The following is a 22,465-nucleotide window of genomic DNA, read 5'->3' as shown; positions in this document are numbered from 1 at the left end:
CTTATTTAAATGGAGAATCTTTTTCTTTGGCCATGACATTGTATACCACTTTGTCCATGACGCCTGGAATCCATTTATTCAAAAACACAGCCAATTTACCTTGCCTTGTCAGAACTAGGTCTCTTTTTCTTTTTAAAGTAGCTAAAAGTAGTCGCTCAGCAACCTGCTCAGCTGTCATCATCTTGCCCTCATCACGTGGAGATTCTCCTTGCGTAGATCCATCTGCTTGCAAAGCGTTGTTGCGAATATTAGAAGAAGTGAATCCTGGACAAGCTACCAATACATGGACATTTTTTTTAAATAGTTCGGTTCTCAAAGACTCCAAAAATCCATTCATAGCATACTTACTCGCTGTGTAAGCAGTCCTAGCAGGTGTCCCTCTATATCCATTGATAGAAGAAATGCCAATGATACTGCCCTGACGAGATTTAATAGATTCTAAACAATATTTAGTCGCATATACAGTACCCCAAAAGTTAATATCCATAACTTGCTTAAACACTTTCAAGTCCAAATCTTCAAACAATGCCCTCATAGAGATTCCTGCATTATTGATCAGTATATCTATTCCTCCAAATTTGGCAATTACTTCTTCTGCCATCCTTTGGTTGTCTTCTTCACAAGCTGCATCTGCAAGAATTCCAAAAACTTCAATCCCCAATTTTTGAATTTTCGCAAGTGAATTATCCAATTTTACCTGACTTCTTCCTGTGATCACTATCTTAGCTCCTGCTCTGCCATACACCACTGCGCATGCTTCCCCTATTCCGGAGGTTGCTCCTGTTATGATCACTACTTTGTCTTTCAGTTTCATTTTTTTTGCTTTGAGTTCAAAGATAAAAATTAGATATGGGAGTGAAAAGTTAAAATCACCAAGTAATTTTATAAATTTAGCTATGAAAAGAACATTGGCAATCATTTTTGCAGGTATTACTTGGTTTGCTTTGATCCTGCAACTCTTTTTGGCGATCAAAAACCAAATCACTCCGACCCATGAAACGTTGATTAGGTTCTTCAGCTATTTCACCATTTTGACGAATAGTTTGGTAGCCGTGTATTTCACCTTTCAGGCTCGCAATCCAAACAACAATAGATTTTCACAAACAGGTAAACTCAGTGCAATTACAGTATATATTTTGGTTGTAGGTTTGGTCTATCAGGTGGTACTTAGAAGTACATGGAATCCTGAAGGCATGGCAAAACTCACAGATGAACTCTTGCACAGTGTAATACCGCTAATGACTCTTTTTTATTGGGTTTTGTACGAAAAAAAGCAAAAACTCAGTTGGTCTCAAATTCCCAGCTGGCTAATTTATCCTGCACTATATTTGGCTTACATCATGTTCAGAGGTTATCTCTCTGGATTCTACCCTTACCCTTTTGTCAATGTCACAGAGATCGGATACAATCAAACACTTTTGAATTCATTTTTTGTATTATTAGTTTTTGTGGGACTTTCTGGCTTATTGATATTTGTTGGCAGAAGATTAAAGTAGATTTTGAATTTTAAAGCCTGAGGGACTTTTAAAGTCTTCAATTATACTCTTTTCCTCTCATAATTTTGATTAATTTTGCGGGCATGTCTAGAAAGATGAAAAATAAGGTTGTAAAAAACCTGAGTATAGAAAGAATTGCAACCGAAGGAAAATGTGTCGCACACCATGAAGGCAAAGTGGTATTTGTTCAAAATGTAGCACCAGGTGATGTGGTCGATGTAAGGATCACTAGGGGCAAGAGCTCATTTATGGAGGGTGAAGCCATACATTTCCATGAATACTCCAAAGATAGAATCGAACCATTCTGTTCACACTTTGGCACTTGCGGTGGTTGTAAATGGCAACACATCAACTACGAACTACAAAAGACATATAAAAGGCAACAAGTTGTAGATCAATTCAATAGAATTGCCAAGATAAACATTCCAGAGGTGATGCCTATACTCGGCTCTGCAAGAACCCAATACTATAGAAATAAGCTTGACTTCACTTTTTCAAATAACAGGTGGCTCACGAGAGAAGAAATCGACTCTGGGGCTGAATTTGAAAGAAATGCACTTGGCTTTCATATCCCAAAGATGTACGACAAAATCGTAGACATCGAGCATTGCTACCTGCAAGGGAATATTTCAAATGATGTTAGAAATGAACTGAGAAATTTTGCCCTGCTAAACAACCTTTCTTTCTACGACATTAGAAATCAAGTAGGTCTTCTTCGTAACCTTATCATCCGATCTACTAGTACTGGAGAAAGCATGGTTATTGTTCAGTTTGGTGGTGATAATGCCGAAGAAATCGACCTGGTCATGAATTTTCTTCATGAAAAATTCCCACAGATCACCTCATTACTATACATCATCAATCTCAAGAAAAATGAGACTTTCAATGATCTGGAAGTGGTGACTTTTGCTGGTAAGGATTATATAGAGGAGGAAATGGAAGGCTTGAAATTCAGAATCGGACCAAAATCCTTTTATCAAACCAATTCTGAGCAAGCCTACGAGCTTTACAAGGTCACCAGAGATTTTGCTGAACTTCAGGGAGACGAGGTAGTGTATGATTTATACACTGGTACAGGCACAATTGCAAACTTTGTAGCCAAACAAGCCAAGCAAGTCATTGGAATCGAATATGTAGAAGCCGCCATTGTAGATGCCAAGCTGAATTCGAAAGTCAATGAACTTGACAATACATTGTTCTATGCAGGTGATATGAAAGATATGCTCAATGATGAGTTTATCGAAAAGCATGCTCGTCCTGATGTTATCATCACCGACCCGCCTCGTGCAGGTATGCATGATGATGTGGTAAATATGCTCCTCAAACTAGAAGCACCAAAAATCGTCTATGTCAGCTGCAACCCAGCCACACAAGCACGTGACGTGGCTTTGCTAGCTGAGAAATATACGGTAGACAAAATACAGCCTGTGGATATGTTTCCACAAACTTACCATGTAGAAAATGTAATCAGACTGACCCTTAAGCCATGATATCAGACTTCAATGATCCAGAACTAAACGGAAAATACCTTGGAACCATCACCAAGGACTTCTTAAAAGTTTCCGATATCCTCAAGGAAGCTTCTTACCAAGTCAGAAGTAGGAAGTTTTCCAAATACCCCATTTTCCCAATTTCTAAAGAAGAGCAGCCTATAGGTCAGCTGCTTCTAGGTCGTGAAGAAAAAAATCTCGACTGGAATTATTACATCACCTATGTGGATGAATTTATCCAAAGGAAATTGATTGCTGAGGACTTGTTGGAAGAGTTTGAAAAAAACTATAAAAACCCTGATGAGTTCTGTTGCCTCTTCGTGATGGATCAAGAGTTCACCAGCTTTGTATATGTGCCTTTCCCAGAGGAGTAGCCTAGAGCTCTGTTTATGAGCTCGCTGGTGTCGCTAAGATGCAGAGGTGCGCAAAGAAGAAGTTTCTACAAACAGTTTGCCCCGATGAGGCAATTTAAGGGAATCAGTTGTTTTTACTCTGTAGGAGCATTCTGTTTGTAAAAAAGTATTAGTCCCTTGATTTTTAGCTCCGTCGGAGCGACGTGTATTATTCTTTCCTAACGATGATATTTTTGTAAAAAAGCAGGTACTCAAGCATCGCATCAGGCTCCCTATCATCATTCACTATCTCCAATGGATAAAACTTCGAGCCCTTTACAAAATCTTTCATAATATCAAAAGTTGTTACAATTACGCTATAAATACACATGACAACAACTAATTCACATAGAAAAGGGGAATCTTTTCGCTTCCCCTTCTCTATGTGAAATAAATCAAAAGTGTTTCCAACCTTGGGCTTTTAGTGCAACGGCTGTTCCGCTTTTGGTCACCAAATGTTTACCTTCCTCTGGCTTGGCAACATGCCCGATAAAATGTACATCAGCATGCTTCTCTAGCTTCTCAAAATCCTTCTGATCTATCGTAAACAGCAATTCATAATCCTCTCCCCCATTAAGTACACAAGTTATGGGGTCCATATTCAATTCCACTGCGTTATCATAAGTCTGTTTGTCAATAGGAAGCTTATCTTCATAAATGGTCACCCCTACATCGGATGCCTTACTGATATGAAACAGCTCTGAAGCCAACCCATCAGAAATATCTATCATACTTGTAGGGACTACACCCAATTCTCTTAGCTCATGGATGATATCCATACGAGCATCTGGTTTGAGTTGTCTTCCTGTTACATAAGAATAACCATCTAAGGCTGGCTTCATATTTGGATCAGCCATAAAAACCTGCTTCTCTCTTTCTAAAATTTGTAATCCTACTAATGCACCACCAAGATCGCCCGTCACGCAAATGATGTCATTCACTTTCGCCCCCGAGCGATAGGATAGTGTCTCTTTTTTACCTTCCCCAATGGCTGTGATACCAATCACTAAGCCAGACCGCGAGGCTGTAGTATCTCCTCCTACCACATCCACCCCATAATGTGCAGCGGCAGCATTGATCCCAGCATACAATGCCTCTACTGCTTCCACAGAAAACCTGTTGGATAGGGCAATACTCACTGTAATCTGTGTGGGAATGGCATTCATGGCTGCTACATCAGAGACATTGACTGCCACTGCCTTGAACCCTACATGCTGCAATGGTGCATACGAAAGGTCAAAGTGAACCCCCTCCAAAAGTAAATCAGTAGTAAGCACTTTGACATGATCTCCTGATTCAATCACTGCCGCATCATCACCTATCCCTTTGAAAGTAGACGGGTTTTTGATTTCTATATTTTTATTCAATCGATCGATAAGACCAAACTCGCCTAAAGACCCAATCTCTGTCCTCTTTTGCTCTTCCATTTTTTATTATTTTCTTTCTTGACACAACTCTACCAACACGCCGTTTGTAGACTTGGGATGCAAAAATACGACTAATTTATTGTCCGCACCTGATTTTGGCGTTTCATTCAGGATTTCAAATCCAGCAGCCTTCAATCTTAGCACTTCTCCATGAATATCTTCCACATCAAAAGCTAAGTGATGAACACCTTCTGCCTTTTTTTCCAAATACTTAGCAATTGGACTATCAGGCCTACTAGCTTGTAGTAGCTCTACCTTTGTCTCCCCTACTTGAAAAAAAGAGGTCAGCACTCCCTCTCCAGCTACTTCCTCCTCCTTATAACTATCCTTCCCCAACAATCTTCTGAACAAATCATTTGAAGCCTTCAAATCCTTTACAGCAATACCTATATGTTCTATTTTTCTCATCATGGCATTTTTATTTTTGACAAAAATAATTCTTATATTTAGGAATATTACCTTTTTTGAAAAGGTGAAATTATACGAATAACTTCCTATCGAAGAATAAACAATGATTAAAACTGCTAATAAGTATAACATCCTTCATTCAAACTCACCCTCACCAGCGAAATGCAAAAACCCCACAGCATTTAAATGAGGCTTAAGATAAAAAGGTAAGGAACCTTTTTGATAACTCTATGCTTTTATATTTATTTCAAACCAATACTTCAACCTTTGATTGAATAGAAACTCCAAAAGTTTGATCAATCCATATAAATTAACACATCATTTTACTAAAATGATATTGTAATACAGAAGTATTGCGTTTCATATGAAAACCATCAATATTTATATTACCATCAACCACCAAACATTTCAAAATGAACAAAGAAAAATTAACCCTTGATCAAATTTTCAGCTTAGATCTTCCTAACATAATCTTATACGCTGCACCAGTGATGATAGGATTGGTTGTATTGGAATGGATCTATTCTTACAGGGAGAAAAAAGATTATTACGATAGCAAAGATACAATTTCTGCCACTTTTATAGGCTTGGTCAATGTAGGCATGAGTGCTGCGATCAAAGTGGTGACGTTTGGAATCATCTTGTTCTTTTACAACTTGGTGCCTTGGTCTATCCCTAATACTTGGTGGGCTTATGTTCTATGCTTGTTTTGGTTGGATTTTTGGAGATATTGGGCGCACCGCATTGCACATGAAAATAGGTTCTGGTGGGCCACTCATGTCACACACCACAATTCAGAAAAATACAACTGGTCCGTTTCCTTTAGATTAAGCTGGACGCAACACATTAAGATCATTTTCTTTATTCCAGTTGCACTGGCAGGTTTCCATCCGGTGGTATTCTTCATTTGTCATCAAGTAGCTGTATTGTATCAGTTCTGGATTCATACGGAGTACATCAACAAACTTCCTAGACCTATCGAATATTTCTTCACAACACCTTCTCACCACAGGGTACATCATGCGAGCAATGAGAAATATCTGGACAAAAACTATGGGTCTACCTTCATTATCTGGGATAGAATGTTTGGTACATTTATGCCTGAAGAAGAAAGACCTACTTACGGCTTAACCAAAAACGTAAACTCTTATAACCCTATCACCTTGAATTTCCATGAATGGAATGATATCGTAAAGGATGTAAGAAGTTCTAAATCATTCAAAGAGGCTTATGCCATGGTCTTTACGCGACCAAGTGAGCTTGAAGCTGTAAAAGCCAGGTACAGGACTGAAAGAGAAAGCACTGTAAAAAAACAGGAGACTATCGGTCAACCAATTCGAGAAAGTGTTAAAGTTTAAATCCCATTAACTTGCACTAATTGAGATATTGATTAGGTTTTCGAATAAATATTCAGAAAATAAATAAATACTTAACAGGATAGGTTTGAATACCTGTCCTGTTAAATTTCTCTAATAATAGCGATTTTGACAGCATCACAATAAGCTTTTTGATAGCTATCAGAAAAAGGTTGGAGAAGAGGATTTTTAACATTACTTTGTCCATGATGAAAGAGAAGAAAGTTCCGTTGGAAGATAAGCATGGAAGGGTTCACAATTACCTTAGGATCTCACTGACTGATAATTGCAACTTTAGATGCAGCTATTGTATGCCTGAAGAAGACATCGAAGGAATGCCTAATGCACAGCTTATGCAGCCTAATGAGATATACGATATGGCCAAAAAATTCGTCTCTCTCGGCGTAGATAAGATTAGGCTTACAGGGGGGGAGCCACTCGTAAGAAAAGAATTCCCTCTTATTCTTGCCAACCTTTCCGAACTTCCTGTAGAGCTCACACTCACAAGCAACGGCGTGTTGATAGATAAGTATATATCAAACCTTAAAGCATCAGGGGTAAAAAAAGTAAACATTAGTTTGGACACTTTGAGTCCCGAGACTTTTTATAAACTCACTAAAAGAGATCAATTTTCCCAAGTTTGGAACAATATACAGCTTCTTATAAAGCATCAATTCAGGGTCAAAATCAATGTAGTAGCGCTAAATGGAATCATTGAGAAAGAGATTTTGGACTTTGTAGCTATTACCAAAGACCTACCGCTTCATGTAAGATTCATAGAGTTTATGCCCTTCGCAGGTAATCTTTGGAACAAAGACAAAGTACTCACAGCTGCAAAGATGCTTGACATCATCTCTTCGAAATACGAAATCTCAAAACTCCAAGATGATCCGAACGATACAGCAAAAGCCTATCAAGCAAATGGTCATGCAGGTACTTTTGCATTTATCACAACGATGAGTGAGCATTTTTGTGGCACATGTAACAGGCTGCGACTTACAGCTGATGGTAAAATGAAAAACTGCTTATTTGGTAAAGACGAAATGGATCTTCTAGGAGCTTTGAGAGCTGGAAAAGACATAGAACCACTTGTGAGGCTAGCTGTAAGTAAAAAGCATGCTGCGCTAGGTGGGCAATTATCCACAGATTACACCAAAGCATCTGCAGAAAAAATTCAAAACAGGAGCATGATCAAAATTGGTGGCTGATCTCTAGCCAAATAAACTCTACCCTCGTAAGAACCAAAAAATCAAGCTATGATAAGTGTATCAGAAGCCAAATCAATCTTAGAAAAAAACACCTTAAAAGGTAAAATCACTTTTCTGCCACTAGAAGAAGCTATAGGTCATGTTGTAGCTGAGGATATCTTTTCACCAATGGATGTTCCTTCTTTTGACAATTCCGCCATGGATGGCTATGCATTTGCATATGATCCTAACAGCTTAAACTCATTCCCAGTTGAAGGGGAGATTGCCGCTGGAAGTATTCCCAAAGGGACGCTGGGCAAAGGGAAAGCGATAAGAATTTTCACTGGCGCACCAATTCCAGCTGGTGCAGACACCGTTATTCAGCAAGAGTGGGTTCAACGAAGCAATGATCAGATAACTTTTGACATCGGAAAGGTAAAGCAAGGAGATCATGTCCGAAAGAAAGGAGCCCAAACTCAAGCTGGGACTAAAATACTAGATGCAGGAAGTCTCATAACTGCTGGAACTGTAGGCTTATTAGCATCCGTAGGTATAGCAACCGTAGGAGTATTTTCAACTCCCTCAGTAGGGCTTATCATCACTGGGAACGAAATCAAAGAAGTTGGTCAACCATTAGAATTTGGACAGATTTACAATGCCAATGGCCCTTTATTGATTGCTTACCTCAGGTATTTGGGAGTAGAAAAAATAGAAACTTTCAAAGTAGATGATCAGCCTAATATTGTAAAACAAGCCATCGACAAAGCATTGGCTATTCATGATATCATCATCATATCAGGAGGTATTTCAGTTGGTGACTATGATTTTGTCAAAGAAGGTTTAGAAAATACCAAAGTCTCAGAATTGTTTTATAAAATCAAGCAGAGACCCGGGAAACCAATTTTTGCTGGGAAAAAATCTCAACAATTAATATTTGCGCTTCCAGGTAACCCCGCCTCTGTCATCACTTGCTTCAATCAATACGTCAAACCATCCATACTTCAGTGGCTTGGAAAGAACAATGTATGGAAGCCGCAAGTAACTTTACCTTTGGAAAGTGATGTAAATAAAAATGCAGACCTAACTTTTTTCCTTAAAGTCAAAATTATAGATGGTCAAGTTAAAGTTTTAGAAGGTCAAGAGTCATTCAACTTGAAAGCATTTGCCCAGTGTGATGGGTTTGCACTGATCCCAGAAGGCATCTCACACATGCAAAAAGGAGAAAAAGTGGCCATTTACTTATGGTAAAATGATGGAAGGGTTTACTTGGGTACTTTTTATATTGCTTCCCTTGGTAGCATTCTTGTACGCAGCTGTTGGGCATGGTGGTGCTAGTAGCTACTTGATGTTTTTGACCATCTTCAATTTTGCACCAGCGGAAATCCGTCCTACAGCACTCATTTTGAATATCATCGTATCTTCGATGGCGTTTTTGGCATTTAGAAAAACAGTCAAATTCCCTATTAAACTATTTCTTTACATCATTATTTTTTCCGTACCAGCTGCTTTCGTAGGTGGCAAAATACTGATAGATGCAACCTTGTATAAGCAAATTCTAGGAATTCTTTTGTTTTTCCCAATCCTCAGGTTTTTGAATGTTTTCCCTAAATCAAAAGGTAAACAAATCAAAGAAAACTGGGCGCTTCTAGGTGCACTTGGATTAGGAATCGGATTTATTTCTGGATTAATTGGAATCGGTGGAGGCATTATCTTATCTCCAATATTGTTGCTTCTGGGCTGGACAGACATGAAAGAAACAGCAGCTGTTAGCGCACTATTTATCTGCCTCAATTCTATATCAGGGCTTTTGGGATCAAATTTCCTTAATATAACTTATGATCCGCAGCTTTGGATTCTTATGCCTTTGACAATAGTAGGAGGAGCTTTAGGCGCATATTTTGGCGCTAATGTTTTCAATTTCAAAGCTGTAAAATACACATTGACAGTAGTGCTTTTCATTGCAGCTATTAAGCTCGTTTTGAGCTAACTACCCTAACAATAAACGAAACACATCATAAATATTCTAACAAAACATTCCCTACAAACATATCGAATGTTATATTTGAATAGTACCGTTTACAAATCAACCATATCATGAAAATACTTGCTTTTGGAAAAATCGCTGAAATAATAGGTCAAGAAGAGTTGCAAGTAGACAACTTCCCAAATACCGAAATCTTAAAAGGGTATTTATACCAGCAATTTCCTGACTTACAGAAGATGAAGTTTAGCATTGCGATCGATAAAAAATTGACTTCGGGTGATGTTTCCATTCCCATGGATGTAGAAATCGCTTTACTTCCACCATTCTCTGGAGGATGATCTATGAATAGGTTTGAGCGACAACATTTTCTCCCTGGGTTTGGTACTACTGCACAGCAAAAACTTCAAGCATCCAGTATCCTAATCATCGGAGCGGGTGGATTAGGCTGCCCTGCTATTCAGTACCTAGCTGCTGCTGGAGTCGGACGCATTGGTATCGTCGATGGAGACACAGTCTCTATTTCAAACCTCAATAGACAAATTCTCTTTGGCCAAGATGATATCGGTAAAAATAAAGCCATCACTACTCAAAGTGCACTGAAAAAGAAATACGATGACATTGCTATTGAGGCATATCCCAACTTTATTTCAAAGGAAAACTGTTTAGAAATTATCAAAATGTATGACATCATACTTGATGGTTCGGACAATTTTCCCACTAGATACTTGGTGAATGATGCGTGTGTATTGATGAAAAAGCCTTTGGTTTTCGGAGCTATTTATCAAAATGAAGGACAAGTTGCCATTTTCAATACCAAAGACGAACAGTCTGTCGACTACCGAGACCTCTATCCTACTCCACCATCCGCACTAGAAGTTCCAAACTGCAACGAAACCGGTGTCCTAGGGGTGCTACCGGGGATCATAGGTACTTTGATGGCTTCTGAATGCATCAAATTTCTGACAGGATATGGAGAAACTTTGGCTGATAGCATCCTATTCTACAACTTGCTCAGTAACAAAACATATCAAGTAAAACTCTCTAAAAATCCACAGGCTGAAAGCTACAGACCAGAAAATGTTTCGGCTTTCCAAGACATAGACTATCGAGATTTTTGTGGACTTGATCAAGAAGCTGAATGGAATGAAGTCATCAACTCACTAGCAAACAATGATCAAGTGGTACTTATAGACATTCGAGCAAAATCAGAATTTCCCAAGCTGGAGGATTTAACACACCTAAAAATAGAAATGGATGCATTAGAAGGTTCAAGACAACAATTATCAAAATATCAACATATATTTCTAATGTGTCAAACTGGAAAGAGAAGCCTAAAAGCAAGCATATTTTTACAGCGTATTTTTCCAGATAAATATGTTCAATCTGTCAAAGGAGGATTAAATGAATGGGTAGAAAAAAGAGAAAGTACTAAATACAATGTACCAAGTACCAAGTAAATTCAATCTACAATCACACATATGATGTCTTGTATGATAAAAACTTATTGTCTTTGTACATCTATCTAATGACAACAAATATGAGGCAAAGCAATTATAGAGCTGCAAGTAACTAACATATTATATCCCAAAAAAGTCGATATGGAAAAACAAAGAACACCAAAAAATATATTTGTCTCTGGAGCAATAGCACCAGAAAAAATTGCTCAATCTATAGCCAATCACGCTAGTAAAACAGATATTGGTGGCCATAGTATTTTCTTGGGGCAAGTCAGGGCTGATGTAAAGGAAGAAGGAACAGTCCAAGCTATCAATTATACAGCATACGAAGAAATGGCACTTCAGCAAGCTTTTGAGATTCGTGAGGCTATTTTTGCTAAATATCCTTTGACATGCATGCACATCTACCATAGTCTAGGTGAGGTCAAAGTTGGTGAGATTTGCCTATTTGTCTTTACCTCTTCCAAACATCGAAAGGCTGCCATGGGAGCATGTGAAGAATTAGTAGAACGAATCAAAAAAGAACTTCCAATATGGGGCAAAGAAATCATCGATAATGAAAATTCAGCCTGGAAGATAAATACTTGATATAATTTAGCTAGAGTTAACTTGTTAATTGAAAAAAAGCTTTATCATTCAAATAATTACTAAAAAATGGAAGCTTCAGGCTTGACAAAAGAAGAAATAATAGGCATTAGAGATGCCTTTTCGAAATACCCTCAAGTAGAGGAAGTATGATCTACGGCTCAAGAGCAATGGGCAATTTTAAACCCGCTTCAGATATAGACCTTTCTTTGATTGGAAGTGATATTGATTTGAGTTTACAAACAGAGATTGCGTATGATTTAGATGATTTGATGTTGCCATATAAATTTGATATTTCAATTTACAATAGAATTAATAATCCTGAATTTATCAAACATATAAATAGGGTCGGAAAAGAAATTTACAAAAGAAATTAACGAAACATACAGCATTCAATAATGCCTATTACATCTCTCCATTAACATGATCAATATTACACATAAATCAAGTACACTCAGAAAAGCTATCGCACAAGCAATAGTCAAAGTAAGCTCTCAAACAACTATCGATGCTGTAGTCAATAAGAAGGTTCCAAAAGGTGATGTTTTTGAAATGGCAAAAGTAGCTGGGCTTTTTGCTGCAAAGCGAACTGCTGACATGATACCTGACTGTCATCCCTTGCCTGTAGAGTTCACTAGTGTAAGTTATGAAGTCAAAGAATTAGAAATCCTAATTATGGTGGAGATTCATACCATTTATAAAACTGGTGTAGAAGTGGAAGCCATGCATGCAGCCTCAGTGGTGGCACTGACGATGTATGATATGCTGAAGCCAATAGATAAAAACATTAGCATAGAAAAGATCAAGTTGGTAGACAAAAAAGGTGGCAAGTCTGATTTTTCAAAAGATAAAGAGCAAATACTACACGCAGCTGTAATTGTGTGTTCAGACAGTATTGCTGAAGGCAATAAGGAAGACAAGGCTGGGAAAGTGATTATGAAAAAGTTAGAATCCTTGAATGTTCAAGTCGAAAAATACCTGATCATCCCTGACGAAATGACTTCAATTCAAGACCAATTAAAAACCTTTACAAATGCCAAGCTTGACTTGGTCATCTTTACTGGTGGTACTGGACTCTCTCCTAGAGATGTCACTCCAGAAGCTATCAGACCATTGATCGAAAGGGAAGTGCCTGGTATAGAAGAGGCTATTCGAAGCTATGGACAATCTAGAATGCCATATGCCATGCTCTCAAGATCTGTTGCAGGTTTAATAGGCAACACCTTAGTCCTTGCGCTTCCTGGCTCAACCAAAGGAGCCGAAGAATCCATGGATTCAATATTTCCAGCCGTATTGCATGTTTTCAAAGTCCTGCAAGGGTCAAAGTACAGACACTAAGCTCAACAAAAGCATATCTCAGGTCACATTTTTTTAAAAAAGAAAGATAAATTTCTTGAACTATTTCGATTAATTACATGTATATACATAAGTTAATAAGACAACATTATGAATGATATAATACATAACTTAGAGTGGCGCTATGCAACCAAAAGAATGAATGGTCAAAAAGTGTCTGAAGACAAATTGAAAACTATTTTGGATTCGATCAGTCTGACTGCGACATCAAATGGACTTCAACCTTTTACAGTTTTTGTCATCGAAGATGAAGCATTAAGAAAGAAATTATCTGAAAAAGCTGTCAAGCAACCTCAAGTAAACGAAGGGTCTCACCTAATCGTTTTTGCAGCATGGAAATCAATCACTACAGAGCAAATTGACACTTATTTTGAAATGGTTTATGAGGAAAGAAATATGGAAAAAGGAGCCTTAGATCAATACGCTAATGCTTTGAAAAACAATTTCACCAAACAAAGCGAAGAAGAGTTTTTTAGCTGGTCTTCAAAGCAAGCCTACATCGCCCTTGGCACTGCATTGGTAGCCGCTGCTGAACTTAGGATAGATAGCACTCCTATGGAGGGATTTGATGCCGCTGAAGTAGATAAGGTTTTAGGGTTGACCGATAAAGGAATGAGTGCTGCTACCTTACTTACTTTAGGATACAGAGATGAAGCAAAAGATCATTTGGCCAATGCCAAAAAAGTAAGAAGACCCCATGATGAGCTTTTTGTGAAGCTTTAAAATATATAATAGCTATTCGCTTTATAAAGTCAACCAAGAGAAAACTTCGAGGGTTCAAGCTATATTAACCCTCGAAGGGTTGATTTGCTGGGAGTATTGCCAACTCCCCTTTTCTAAAAATCATTTATATATTTACGTAAAAAGATGAAGCAAATTTTAAAGCACATAGCTATAGTTGTAGATGATTATGATAAGGCAATATCTTTTTATACCGAAAAACTACATTTTGAGCTTATTGAAGACACTGTACTTACAGCCTCCAAAAGATGGGTTTTAGTAAGACCCAAGGGAGGTGAAGGATGCGCTTTACTACTTGCAAAAGCCGCTACCGATGAGCAAAAGTCTAGAATTGGCAACCAGACTGGGGGACGTGTCTTTTTATTTTTGCACACAGACAACTTCCATAGAGATTATCAAAACTTAATTGATAACCATATCAAAATCATCAGAGAACCAAGTATCGAAAGTTATGGTACTGTGGCTGTATTTGAAGATCTTTATGGAAATCTCTGGGACTTGATTGAAACAGTTAAGTGATTGTGGTTAAATTATAATAAAAAAGAATCCAATTTGGAGCAATCAAGATCTTTCTATAGTCTTGTGTCCCATATCCTTGGTAGTTCAAACCGTCTAAAGTATATTTGCACTTGAATCATTTCAATGATCTATTTGTTTTGGAATGGTATAAGAAAATAAAGTTAATATGATAGTAGTTTCTGAAAAAGCCAAAGACAGAATCCTCGAACTGAGAAAAGAGGAAGGCCGATCTGAAAATGAAAATATAAGGGTCTCTGTAAAAGGAGGCGGTTGCTCAGGTTTAATGTACGACTTAGGGTTTGACGCCACACTTGCGGATTCAGATCATGTGTTTGAAGATAAAGGAATCAAAATTCTAGTAGACCGCAAGAGCTTACTTTATCTTGCTGGTACGACGCTAGAGTTTACCGACGGCCTCAATGGAAAAGGATTTCAATTTGTAAACCCAAATGCTTCACGCACTTGCGGATGTGGCGAGAGTTTTTCGATTTAAAATTTGTGGTTAAAAGAGTTACTAAAAGCCTTCTCATTGTTGGGAAGGCTTTTTATTTTTTTAAAAGTATCAACAAAAATCACCTAGTGTAGTACATCACTTGATACTACACTAGTTTCTTGTTTATTCATTGAATAGGTGCCATATCAAAGTTCCTCTTCTCTTTCGAGCATGAGAATGGAATGCTGAGGTACAATGAAGTATTTCTCCCCTTCATACATTACTTCAAAGCTACCATTGACCAGAAACACTGCCATGTCTCCTTCCTTGGCTTGAAGTGGAATATACTTGATTTGATCGTCTCTTTCTTTCCATGGCTCATCATCTTCTACTGGTGAAGGAATAGGATAACCTGGACCAATCTTGATGATGTATCCTTGCTGTACTTTTTCCTTTTCTTGCACACCTGGAGGCAAATACAATCCTGCTGAGGTCTTTTCATTTGCTTTTCGCAGTTTGATCAAAACCCTATCGCCTACGATGATCAATTTCCTTAATTTATTGTCTGCTGTCAGCTTCATTTCTAAGTGATTCTTTACTGATTAACTTTTAAATTACTTTTTTACTCAAAAAATTTTGGCATTGGTTTCATTTCTGAAATAAGTTTTGAATTCGAAAGCCTAGTTTGCTTCACAAAAAAAGGCATCCATAACCAGTATGGATGCCCAATTCATATAAGTTACAAAGACTTATTTTTTATCTTCTGAAACCTCTTCATAATCTACATCCGAAACACTATCAGAAGCATCTGCTGCACCACTTGCAGAAGCATCAGCTCCTGGCTGCTGACCTGCTCCTTGTGTAGCATTGTAGATCTCTTGGGAAGCTGCTTCCCAAGCTTTATTCAGACCTTCCATAGCTCCATCTATACCCGCCAAATCCTGAGATTGGTGAGCTGACTTCAATGTTTCTAATGCAGAAGAGATATTTGCTTTGTTTCCATCAGAGAGCTTCTCTCCATATTCTTTCAACTGCTTTTCAGTTTGGAAAATCAAGCTATCAGCACCATTCAATTTTTCAATCTTCTCTTTCTCGGCTTTGTCACCAGCTGCATTAGCTTCGGCTTCTCTTTTCATTCTTTCGATATCGTCTTGAGACAAACCAGAAGAAGCTTCAATTTTGATCTTTTGCTCTTTACCAGTTCCTTTATCTTTTGCAGATACATTCAAGATACCATTAGCATCGATATCGAATGTCACTTCGATTTGAGGAACTCCTCTCTGTGCTGGTGGAATATCCGTCAACTGGAACCTACCGATAGTCCTGTTATCTTTGGCCATTGGACGCTCTCCTTGCAATACATGGATATCTACCGCTGGTTGATTGTCTGCTGCCGTAGAGAAGACCTCTGATTTTTTGGAAGGAATGGTTGTATTCGCCTCGATCAACTTGGTGAATACGCCACCCATAGTCTCGATACCCAACGATAATGGAGTCACATCAAGCAACAACACATCTTTCACTTCTCCAGTCAACACACCACCTTGAATAGCAGCACCAATTGCCACTACCTCATCAGGATTCACACCTTTTGAAGGCTTTTTACCGAAGAATTTCTCCACTTCTTCTTGGATCTTAGGGATACGAGTAGACCCACCTACTAAGATCACTTCATCTATCTCAGATGCTGAAAGACCTGCATCTTGAAGCGCTTTCTTACAAGGCTCCATAGATCTTCTTACTAGATCTTCAGAAAGTTGCTCAAATTTAGCTCTGCTTAGTGTTCTCACCAAGTGCTTAGGACCTGATTGAGTAGCAGTGATGTATGGCAAGTTGATCTCTGTTGAAGAAGAACTTGATAATTCGATTTTAGCTTTTTCAGCAGCCTCTTTCAATCTTTGAAGCGCCATTGGATCTTGTCTCAGGTCAATTTGTTCTTCACCTTTGAACTCATCAGCTAGCCAATTGATGATCACTTGATCGAAATCATCACCACCCAAGTGAACATCACCGTTGGTTGACTTCACTTCAAAGACGCCATCACCTAGCTCAAGGATAGAGACATCAAATGTACCACCACCAAGGTCATACACTGCGATCTTCATGTCCTGATTTTTCTTATCCATACCATAAGCCAAAGCTGCTGCAGTAGGCTCATTGATAATTCTTTTTACTTCAAGACCAGCGATTTGCCCTGCTTCTTTGGTAGCTTGACGCTCTGCATCATTAAAATATGCAGGTACAGTAATTACTGCTTCAGATACCTCTTGACCAAGAAAATCTTCAGCAGTACTCTTCATTTTCTGAAGAATCATCGCTGACAATTCTTGTGGTGTATAAGATCTGTCACCGATTTTTACAGCAACAGTATCATTAGAACCTTGTTCTACTTTATAAGATGCATGTTTTTTCTCCTCTGATACTTCAGAGAACTTTTTACCCATAAATCTCTTTACAGAAGAAATCGTATTTGCTGGGTTTGTGATAGCTTGACGCTTTGCAGGATCACCTACTTTACGCTCACCATTTCCATTATCCAAGAATGCTACGATTGAAGGTGTGGTTCTTCTACCTTCTGAGTTTTGGATCACCACTGGCTCGTTACCTTCCATTACGGCAACACAGGAGTTGGTAGTACCCAAATCAATACCTATGATCTTTCCCATGATATATATTTTTCTAATTTTTGATTACAAAATTGTCTTTACATATTCCCATTAGACAAGCCTTGTGCCAAGGCGAATCACCCATCAAATCAAGTCACAATGTCAGTATTGGATGACATAAAAATTCAAAAATCCTGACAATACTAATCCATCTAGCAATTCTGAACTGACAAAAATGTTAACTTTCCTTACTGTTTAACGACATTTAAGAATCATTGGTGCAACCTTTTTATGGTGAATTGTATCTTAGTAGTATGGCGCAATATTACAAGAGAAAACTAAATAATGACAGAATCAAGTGGAGTGTAGTGTTCCTGATATGCATAGTTACAGCCTTACTCTTTTCGCACCTCTCCTCAAACAATTCTTTCATAACACGGGTACTTAATCCCATCAGCTACCTCAAAAGAGGACAAGAGAGTCAAATTCATACAGTCTTTACAAAATTGATCCAACCGGAGATCCCTGATAATTTAAAAAGATTGTAACTTGGGAAGCAAAAGACCCAAATCATGATTTTAAAAGACATCTACATTTACCCTATCAAATCCCTCGGCGGAATTCGACTAGAGAGTGCAATTTTGGAAGAAAGAGGAATTCAACTAGATAGAAGGTGGATGCTTGTCGATGAAAATGGAAACTTTTTATCTCAGCGGACTTACCCAGATATGGCGCTAATCCAAGTAGAGCTATCAGGAAATGAGCTTGTAATAAACAATAAAAAAACTTCGCAAAGACCATTAAGCATACCATTTGACGACGGTACAGAAGAATTAATAAGCGTGCAAATCTGGGAAGATACTGTTCAAGCACAGGTAGTTTCTGAAGAAGCTAACACATGGTTTTCAGAAGCACTTGGCATGAAATGCATTTTGGTCAAGATGCCCAATCATGTAGAAAGGAAAGTAAATACAAAGTACGCCGTAAACAATGAATCTGTAAGTTTTGCTGATGGAATGCCGTTTTTGCTTATAGGTCAATCATCCTTGGAAGACTTAAACAACAAGCTATCCGTCCCAGTACCCATGGACAGGTTTAGACCCAATTTTGTGTTTGAAGGAGGAGATGCTTTTGTAGAAGACAAGTTAAAAACAATCAAGATAGGCGCTTCAACTTTTCAAATTGTGAAGCCCTGTGCCAGATGTGTGATGACAACAATCAATCAGGAGACAGGCGAAAAAGGAAAGGAACCCCTGAAAACATTATCATCATACAGGACCATCAATAATAAAGTAATGTTTGGCCAAAACATGGTGCTCATTGAAGGTGCTGAAGTTAGGGTTGGGGACACTTTAAGTAGTATTTAGGGTGTGCTGAAAAAACGCTAACTGGATAATAAATTCTTAAAATTTTGATGAATACCCCATTTATTGAGTATTGTCTTTTTAAGCAGGTGCAAGCTTATTCAATGACCCAGCTCGATTTGCGTGCTCCTAAAAATTTCAAAACTCGAAATTTTTAGGCTAGTCAGGCATACCATCTTCTTCATTGGCCTCATTCGAAATATATGTATACATCTTCATTCACCCGCTTTGAATCTGGCATACCTGAGACTTTTTCAGCAAGCCCTACCTAAAAAGATTGATTCTCAGGAATTGAAAGAGCGTCTATCAGTACTCAACTATAAATTAAAATAAACACCAAAGAAAGTCGTAAAGAAACTTCATGATGAACACTTTCCAAGATTGGAGAAAAATGAAAAAGACCTTGATATTTTAGAGAGCAGATACTCTTACAGCAGATCAGGATGTTATATTCATGCGAATGAAAGAGTATAAAATGAAGAATGGTCAATTAAAGCCAGCATACAATCCTTAGAAATCGACAGATTATCAGTTTATTACATAATACATATTCATCAGACATTTGGTGATACGACTACTTTAGCAACACACTTAGCGGATTTTGAAGAAACATACAATAAACATATTAAAGAAATAGTCGTCAATGTAGGGCACGGAAGTGAAGAGAACCATGAAATACTTGAAAATAAAGATGTTGAAGCTTATGTGAAATACAATTACTGACATATTGAAGAAAAGAGAAAGTCAAAAAACAATCCATTTATAGTTCAAATTTTTTTACAATGCAAAGAAAAATTTTTATGTGTGCCCAATGGGGTAGCGAATGAATAATGTAGAGACTGGAAAACTCACATCAAACAACGAGTATGAACCTCAAGTAGCTTATTATCAAGCAAAAAAATTGAAGGGTGTCCACTACGGATAGAATGCTACCAAGCAAAAGGAAATCGACATATAGAGGTAAACCAGCATCTTAACTTTCTAAAACAATAAGCAATATAACAGTTAATGAGTGAACAGAAGCACAAACATAGAAGCAATAGTAATATTGAACCAGAAGCCGTATTTGATCAGCTCAAAAGCAACAATAAATTTAATAGATTTTCATTCATAGGTCTAGAAAAAGTAGAGATGGAGTTCTTATTAATTGCCATAGGAAATGATTTTAGAAAAATGGTGGCTAAAACAATTTTTCTACTCAACCATCAATCCTTAACTTATCTATTAGAGACAAAATTGAGACTGATAGACCAAGTTTTGAACTGGAATTCAAAAAAAACAAAGAAAAGGCAATCGACTACAGTATCAGGAGATTACTCCCTGAGAATTGCAGCATAAAAAAGGTCGTCCATTTCGGACAGCCTCTTTAATATTTTTCCAACTTAAAGAGTTAGAAAATATATCAAATAGTCAACTTATAGAAATAGGTTTGTCTGCCACCACTTTTCACAACTTGCTCGTCACTTCTTAAATCAGCACCAGATTTGAATCTTGCAAAAGCACTAAAGACACGATGTTTATTAATCAGGTTAATAGGAATTCGAATCATACAAAAAACGCTCAATAATCTAGAAAACTAAATTATAGAAAACTGTTTTTAACCAGAATGAGAAACATCCTTCTTTAAGTTGAAGAGAGGATAAAACTAGGTTTTACAGAAATCCATCCATGTTCATATAGAATTTCTACTGTAGCACCTACAAAACATAAAAAAACAGGGTAGATCCTTGAAATTGAACCTACCCTATACACAAAACATTTTATGGATACTTCAGATTTTCAATTCAATAAAAACCCATTTACAAAACTCCTTTCTAGTGGGATTAATTTTTGAAATACAATTTCATTATCAAGTTCACCTGAATAATTTTTTTTATTGAATTTAAATTCAAACATAGCAAAAACTGGAGCTACATTTGTATCCCAACCTGCCTCCCATCTAGGTACAATCGGATTTCCCCCAAGAACTTGTTGATAGGTAGCCCGAGGATACACAACACGATACAATAAAACATTAGTTATTGTATAAGTTCGCCAGTGAGATTCCCAAGGCCAGTTTGTTTGCTTAGGGTCTTCATTTAAATCTAAAAATGTAACATTTGATCTTTCATCCCAAAGTTTAACTCTCTTTTCAACTAATTCTAAGTCTTGATCGATATCTGGATTAATTATGGCATCAATACCTCCTAAGTCATATTCGACATCAACATCAATTCTTGGAGCAACTGTCATATTTCCTGGATGGTTAATAGTCAAATGCCTAATAATTATGTTAGGATTACTTTGGAAATTTAAAACACCAATTTGTTTATTGTATATTGGTACTTGGTAGTTAATTGATAAAGGAGAATTTGGTTTTGGGTTAAATGTAAGCGAATATGGATTCGCAGTTCCCTGGATTTCTAATTGAATATCTTGAAACCCACTAAAGCTTAATAGTTGCCTAGGTGAGTTACTACTTCCCAAAAATGACTTTATTAAACCAAAACCAGAGTTAACTACTTTAAATAAGGACGCTGGATCAATAAAATTATTACTTTTATTTGAAGTTTCATTAATAGATTTTAATTTGACTTCATTTAAACCAGATTCATATGAAGCATCATAATTAATCAATCGAGTGTTAGGTTCACTAGTTGAACTTGATTTTAGCTTCCCATATGCATCAATTAAATCAGCTAATGATTTAGACATTGCAATTCCAGAAGCAAGACCATTGGCTAAATTAAAATTTGACGAATTACCTCCACCTAATTGAGTTTGGGTAAGATCTATCGTACTAGTACCATTTAAACTTGTAAAAGGAACTACTTCAAGATCAAACAACGTATTCTGTGAAACATTTGGATGGTATCCAACTATTGGAAAATCCAACCTAATCCAGAATGAATTTATAGTTCGGGACAATGCATATATCCCCTCATTTGGGTCAAATGTTTCCAAAGTTGAATTTTCAGGCTCTGCTGTAAAGGTTAACATGGAATTCCCAGATTGGGAAAACTTTAAATTACCTCTAAAGCCAGAAACTAGGCTACCTGTGTGCCTAAAGTTATAAATATAAAAACTAAGCGTACCCGTATACTTGTTATATAAAGCAAAATAAGGTGTATGAGTAGCATTACCAGATGTTCCAAAATTTCTCATATAAAGTTCCCAACCATCGACTTTTTTGTAGTCTGTTTCAGAAGAACCAACCCAAGGTAATGGGATTAGAGCATTATTTTGTGAACCACTTACAGAAGGGTCATGAACCCAAACTTCAACTTGTCCAAACTGATCGGGGTTTAAATCACTTCTATAATTAGGCCCGTTTAAACCCAGCTCCCAATTCCATTCAGGGTCTAAGTTTGGGTCATTAGGATCAATAATCCCTCTGGATTCTTCAGCTTTTGATTTAGATATAGGAGATTCATTCTCAATTGTACAACTAAAAAAGAGAATTATTAAAAATAATGTAAATAAACAATTTTTCATAACTAATTAATTTCAAATATTTTTATAAAATTCCAAATTTAAATACAACATTCCCCGACTAATGCAGCAATTCCGAGCATAAATTTTCAAGTTGATTGTTAGGTTGTTACAACTATGCTTAAGAATTAATCTTCGGGCTATTCAAAAGGAACGTAAAAAATCCTATATAACTGAACCTGAGTCACATGCAT

The 22,465-nt window shown here is 37.3% G+C and carries 24 protein-coding genes; 17 read left to right on the top strand and 7 right to left on the bottom strand.

The window, feature by feature from the left end; all coding sequences use genetic code 11:
- Position 1: 1 nt before the first annotated feature.
- Entirely contained in the window at positions 2-814 is an 813-nt protein-coding gene (locus MM239_RS11835; RefSeq protein ID WP_241348453.1) for an SDR family oxidoreductase, read from the bottom strand.
- Positions 815-896: 82 nt separating this feature from the next.
- On the opposite strand from MM239_RS11835, the gene MM239_RS11830 reads away from it, so the two are divergent.
- The 3 genes from MM239_RS11830 to MM239_RS11820 all read left to right on the top strand — a co-directional run bounded on the left by MM239_RS11830 (position 897) and on the right by MM239_RS11820 (position 3,360).
- Entirely contained in the window at positions 897-1,496 is a 600-nt protein-coding gene (locus tag MM239_RS11830) for a Pr6Pr family membrane protein (RefSeq protein WP_241348452.1), read from the top strand.
- A gap of 83 nt (positions 1,497-1,579) precedes the next feature.
- Positions 1,580-2,986 carry a 23S rRNA (uracil(1939)-C(5))-methyltransferase RlmD gene (rlmD, locus tag MM239_RS11825; protein WP_241348451.1) on the top strand — a complete coding sequence of 469 codons (1,407 nt, stop codon included), beginning with the start codon at positions 1,580-1,582 and terminating at the stop codon, positions 2,984-2,986.
- Positions 2,983-3,360, top strand: coding sequence for a hypothetical protein (locus tag MM239_RS11820; RefSeq protein WP_241348450.1), 378 nt, complete (start codon positions 2,983-2,985; stop codon positions 3,358-3,360). Before rlmD ends, MM239_RS11820 begins: the two co-directional genes overlap by 4 nt.
- Positions 3,361-3,547: 187 nt before the next feature.
- Here MM239_RS11820 and MM239_RS21000 read toward each other — a convergent pair whose 3' ends face one another.
- The 3 genes from MM239_RS21000 to mce all read right to left on the bottom strand — a co-directional run bounded on the left by MM239_RS21000 (position 3,548) and on the right by mce (position 5,213).
- Positions 3,548-3,670 (bottom strand): hypothetical protein, encoded by a 123-nt coding sequence (locus tag MM239_RS21000; protein WP_262918635.1) that lies wholly within the window; start codon positions 3,668-3,670, stop codon positions 3,548-3,550.
- Positions 3,671-3,773: 103 nt separating this feature from the next.
- Positions 3,774-4,805, bottom strand: coding sequence for a thiamine-phosphate kinase (gene thiL / locus MM239_RS11815; RefSeq protein ID WP_241348449.1), 1,032 nt, complete (start codon positions 4,803-4,805; stop codon positions 3,774-3,776).
- Between the two features lie 6 nt (positions 4,806-4,811).
- Positions 4,812-5,213 (bottom strand): methylmalonyl-CoA epimerase, encoded by a 402-nt coding sequence (mce, locus tag MM239_RS11810; RefSeq protein ID WP_241348485.1) that lies wholly within the window; start codon positions 5,211-5,213, stop codon positions 4,812-4,814.
- Positions 5,214-5,626: 413 nt separating this feature from the next.
- Here mce and MM239_RS11805 point away from each other — a divergent pair, with 413 nt between their 5' ends.
- The 12 genes from MM239_RS11805 (at position 5,627) to MM239_RS11750 (ending at position 14,890) form a co-directional block, all read left to right on the top strand.
- Entirely contained in the window at positions 5,627-6,571 is a 945-nt protein-coding gene (locus tag MM239_RS11805) for a sterol desaturase family protein (protein ID WP_241348448.1), read from the top strand.
- A 203-nt stretch (positions 6,572-6,774) separates the two neighbouring features.
- Positions 6,775-7,776, top strand: a complete 1,002-nt coding sequence (gene moaA, locus MM239_RS11800; RefSeq protein ID WP_241348447.1) for a GTP 3',8-cyclase MoaA — start codon at positions 6,775-6,777, stop codon at positions 7,774-7,776.
- A gap of 48 nt (positions 7,777-7,824) precedes the next feature.
- Positions 7,825-9,003 carry a molybdopterin molybdotransferase MoeA gene (locus MM239_RS11795; RefSeq protein WP_241348446.1) on the top strand — a complete coding sequence of 393 codons (1,179 nt, stop codon included), beginning with the start codon at positions 7,825-7,827 and terminating at the stop codon, positions 9,001-9,003.
- A gap of 1 nt (position 9,004) precedes the next feature.
- Entirely contained in the window at positions 9,005-9,742 is a 738-nt protein-coding gene (locus MM239_RS11790) for a sulfite exporter TauE/SafE family protein (RefSeq protein WP_241348445.1), read from the top strand.
- Between the two features lie 107 nt (positions 9,743-9,849).
- A complete protein-coding gene (locus MM239_RS11785; protein WP_241348444.1) occupies positions 9,850-10,077 on the top strand; it encodes a MoaD/ThiS family protein in 228 nt (75 codons plus the stop codon).
- Positions 10,078-10,080: 3 nt separating this feature from the next.
- On the top strand, positions 10,081-11,196 hold the full coding sequence (locus tag MM239_RS11780; RefSeq protein WP_241348443.1) for a HesA/MoeB/ThiF family protein: 1,116 nt from the start codon (positions 10,081-10,083) through the stop codon (positions 11,194-11,196).
- A 141-nt stretch (positions 11,197-11,337) separates the two neighbouring features.
- Complete coding sequence (locus tag MM239_RS11775; protein ID WP_241348442.1) at positions 11,338-11,784, top strand: molybdenum cofactor biosynthesis protein MoaE; 447 nt, start codon at positions 11,338-11,340, stop codon at positions 11,782-11,784.
- A 146-nt stretch (positions 11,785-11,930) separates the two neighbouring features.
- Complete coding sequence (locus MM239_RS11770; protein ID WP_241348441.1) at positions 11,931-12,158, top strand: nucleotidyltransferase domain-containing protein; 228 nt, start codon at positions 11,931-11,933, stop codon at positions 12,156-12,158.
- Between the two features lie 46 nt (positions 12,159-12,204).
- Positions 12,205-13,119, top strand: a complete 915-nt coding sequence (moaCB, locus tag MM239_RS11765; protein ID WP_241348440.1) for a bifunctional molybdenum cofactor biosynthesis protein MoaC/MoaB — start codon at positions 12,205-12,207, stop codon at positions 13,117-13,119.
- Between the two features lie 108 nt (positions 13,120-13,227).
- Positions 13,228-13,860: an NAD(P)H-dependent oxidoreductase gene (locus tag MM239_RS11760; RefSeq protein WP_241348439.1), complete on the top strand. Its 633-nt coding sequence runs from the start codon at positions 13,228-13,230 to the stop codon at positions 13,858-13,860.
- 144 nt (positions 13,861-14,004) lie between these two features.
- Positions 14,005-14,397, top strand: coding sequence for a VOC family protein (locus MM239_RS11755; RefSeq protein WP_241348438.1), 393 nt, complete (start codon positions 14,005-14,007; stop codon positions 14,395-14,397).
- A gap of 166 nt (positions 14,398-14,563) precedes the next feature.
- Positions 14,564-14,890: a HesB/IscA family protein gene (locus MM239_RS11750; RefSeq protein ID WP_241348437.1), complete on the top strand. Its 327-nt coding sequence runs from the start codon at positions 14,564-14,566 to the stop codon at positions 14,888-14,890.
- 146 nt (positions 14,891-15,036) lie between these two features.
- Here the strand turns inward: MM239_RS11750 and MM239_RS11745 are convergent, their stop codons facing one another.
- Entirely contained in the window at positions 15,037-15,411 is a 375-nt protein-coding gene (locus MM239_RS11745; protein WP_241348436.1) for a co-chaperone GroES, read from the bottom strand.
- Between the two features lie 168 nt (positions 15,412-15,579).
- The gene (gene dnaK, locus MM239_RS11740; RefSeq protein ID WP_241348435.1) at positions 15,580-17,496 is read right to left on the bottom strand and encodes a molecular chaperone DnaK; all 1,917 of its coding nucleotides are present in this window, start codon (positions 17,494-17,496) and stop codon (positions 15,580-15,582) included.
- A 512-nt stretch (positions 17,497-18,008) separates the two neighbouring features.
- Here dnaK and MM239_RS11735 point away from each other — a divergent pair.
- On the top strand, positions 18,009-18,803 hold the full coding sequence (locus tag MM239_RS11735; RefSeq protein ID WP_241348434.1) for an MOSC domain-containing protein: 795 nt from the start codon (positions 18,009-18,011) through the stop codon (positions 18,801-18,803).
- Between the two features lie 1,005 nt (positions 18,804-19,808).
- Positions 19,809-20,138, top strand: a complete 330-nt coding sequence (locus tag MM239_RS11730) for a transposase (protein ID WP_241348433.1) — start codon at positions 19,809-19,811, stop codon at positions 20,136-20,138.
- Positions 20,139-20,579: 441 nt separating this feature from the next.
- Here MM239_RS11730 and MM239_RS11725 read toward each other — a convergent pair whose 3' ends face one another.
- Entirely contained in the window at positions 20,580-22,274 is a 1,695-nt protein-coding gene (locus MM239_RS11725) for a hypothetical protein (RefSeq protein ID WP_241348432.1), read from the bottom strand.
- Between the last annotated feature and the right edge of the window lie 191 nt (positions 22,275-22,465).

Source organism: Belliella filtrata (genome assembly GCF_022549775.1).
GTDB lineage: Bacteria > Bacteroidota > Bacteroidia > Cytophagales > Cyclobacteriaceae > Belliella > Belliella filtrata.
Note: the sequence above shows the minus strand (reverse complement) of the source record. Positions and strands in the feature narration are given on the sequence as shown.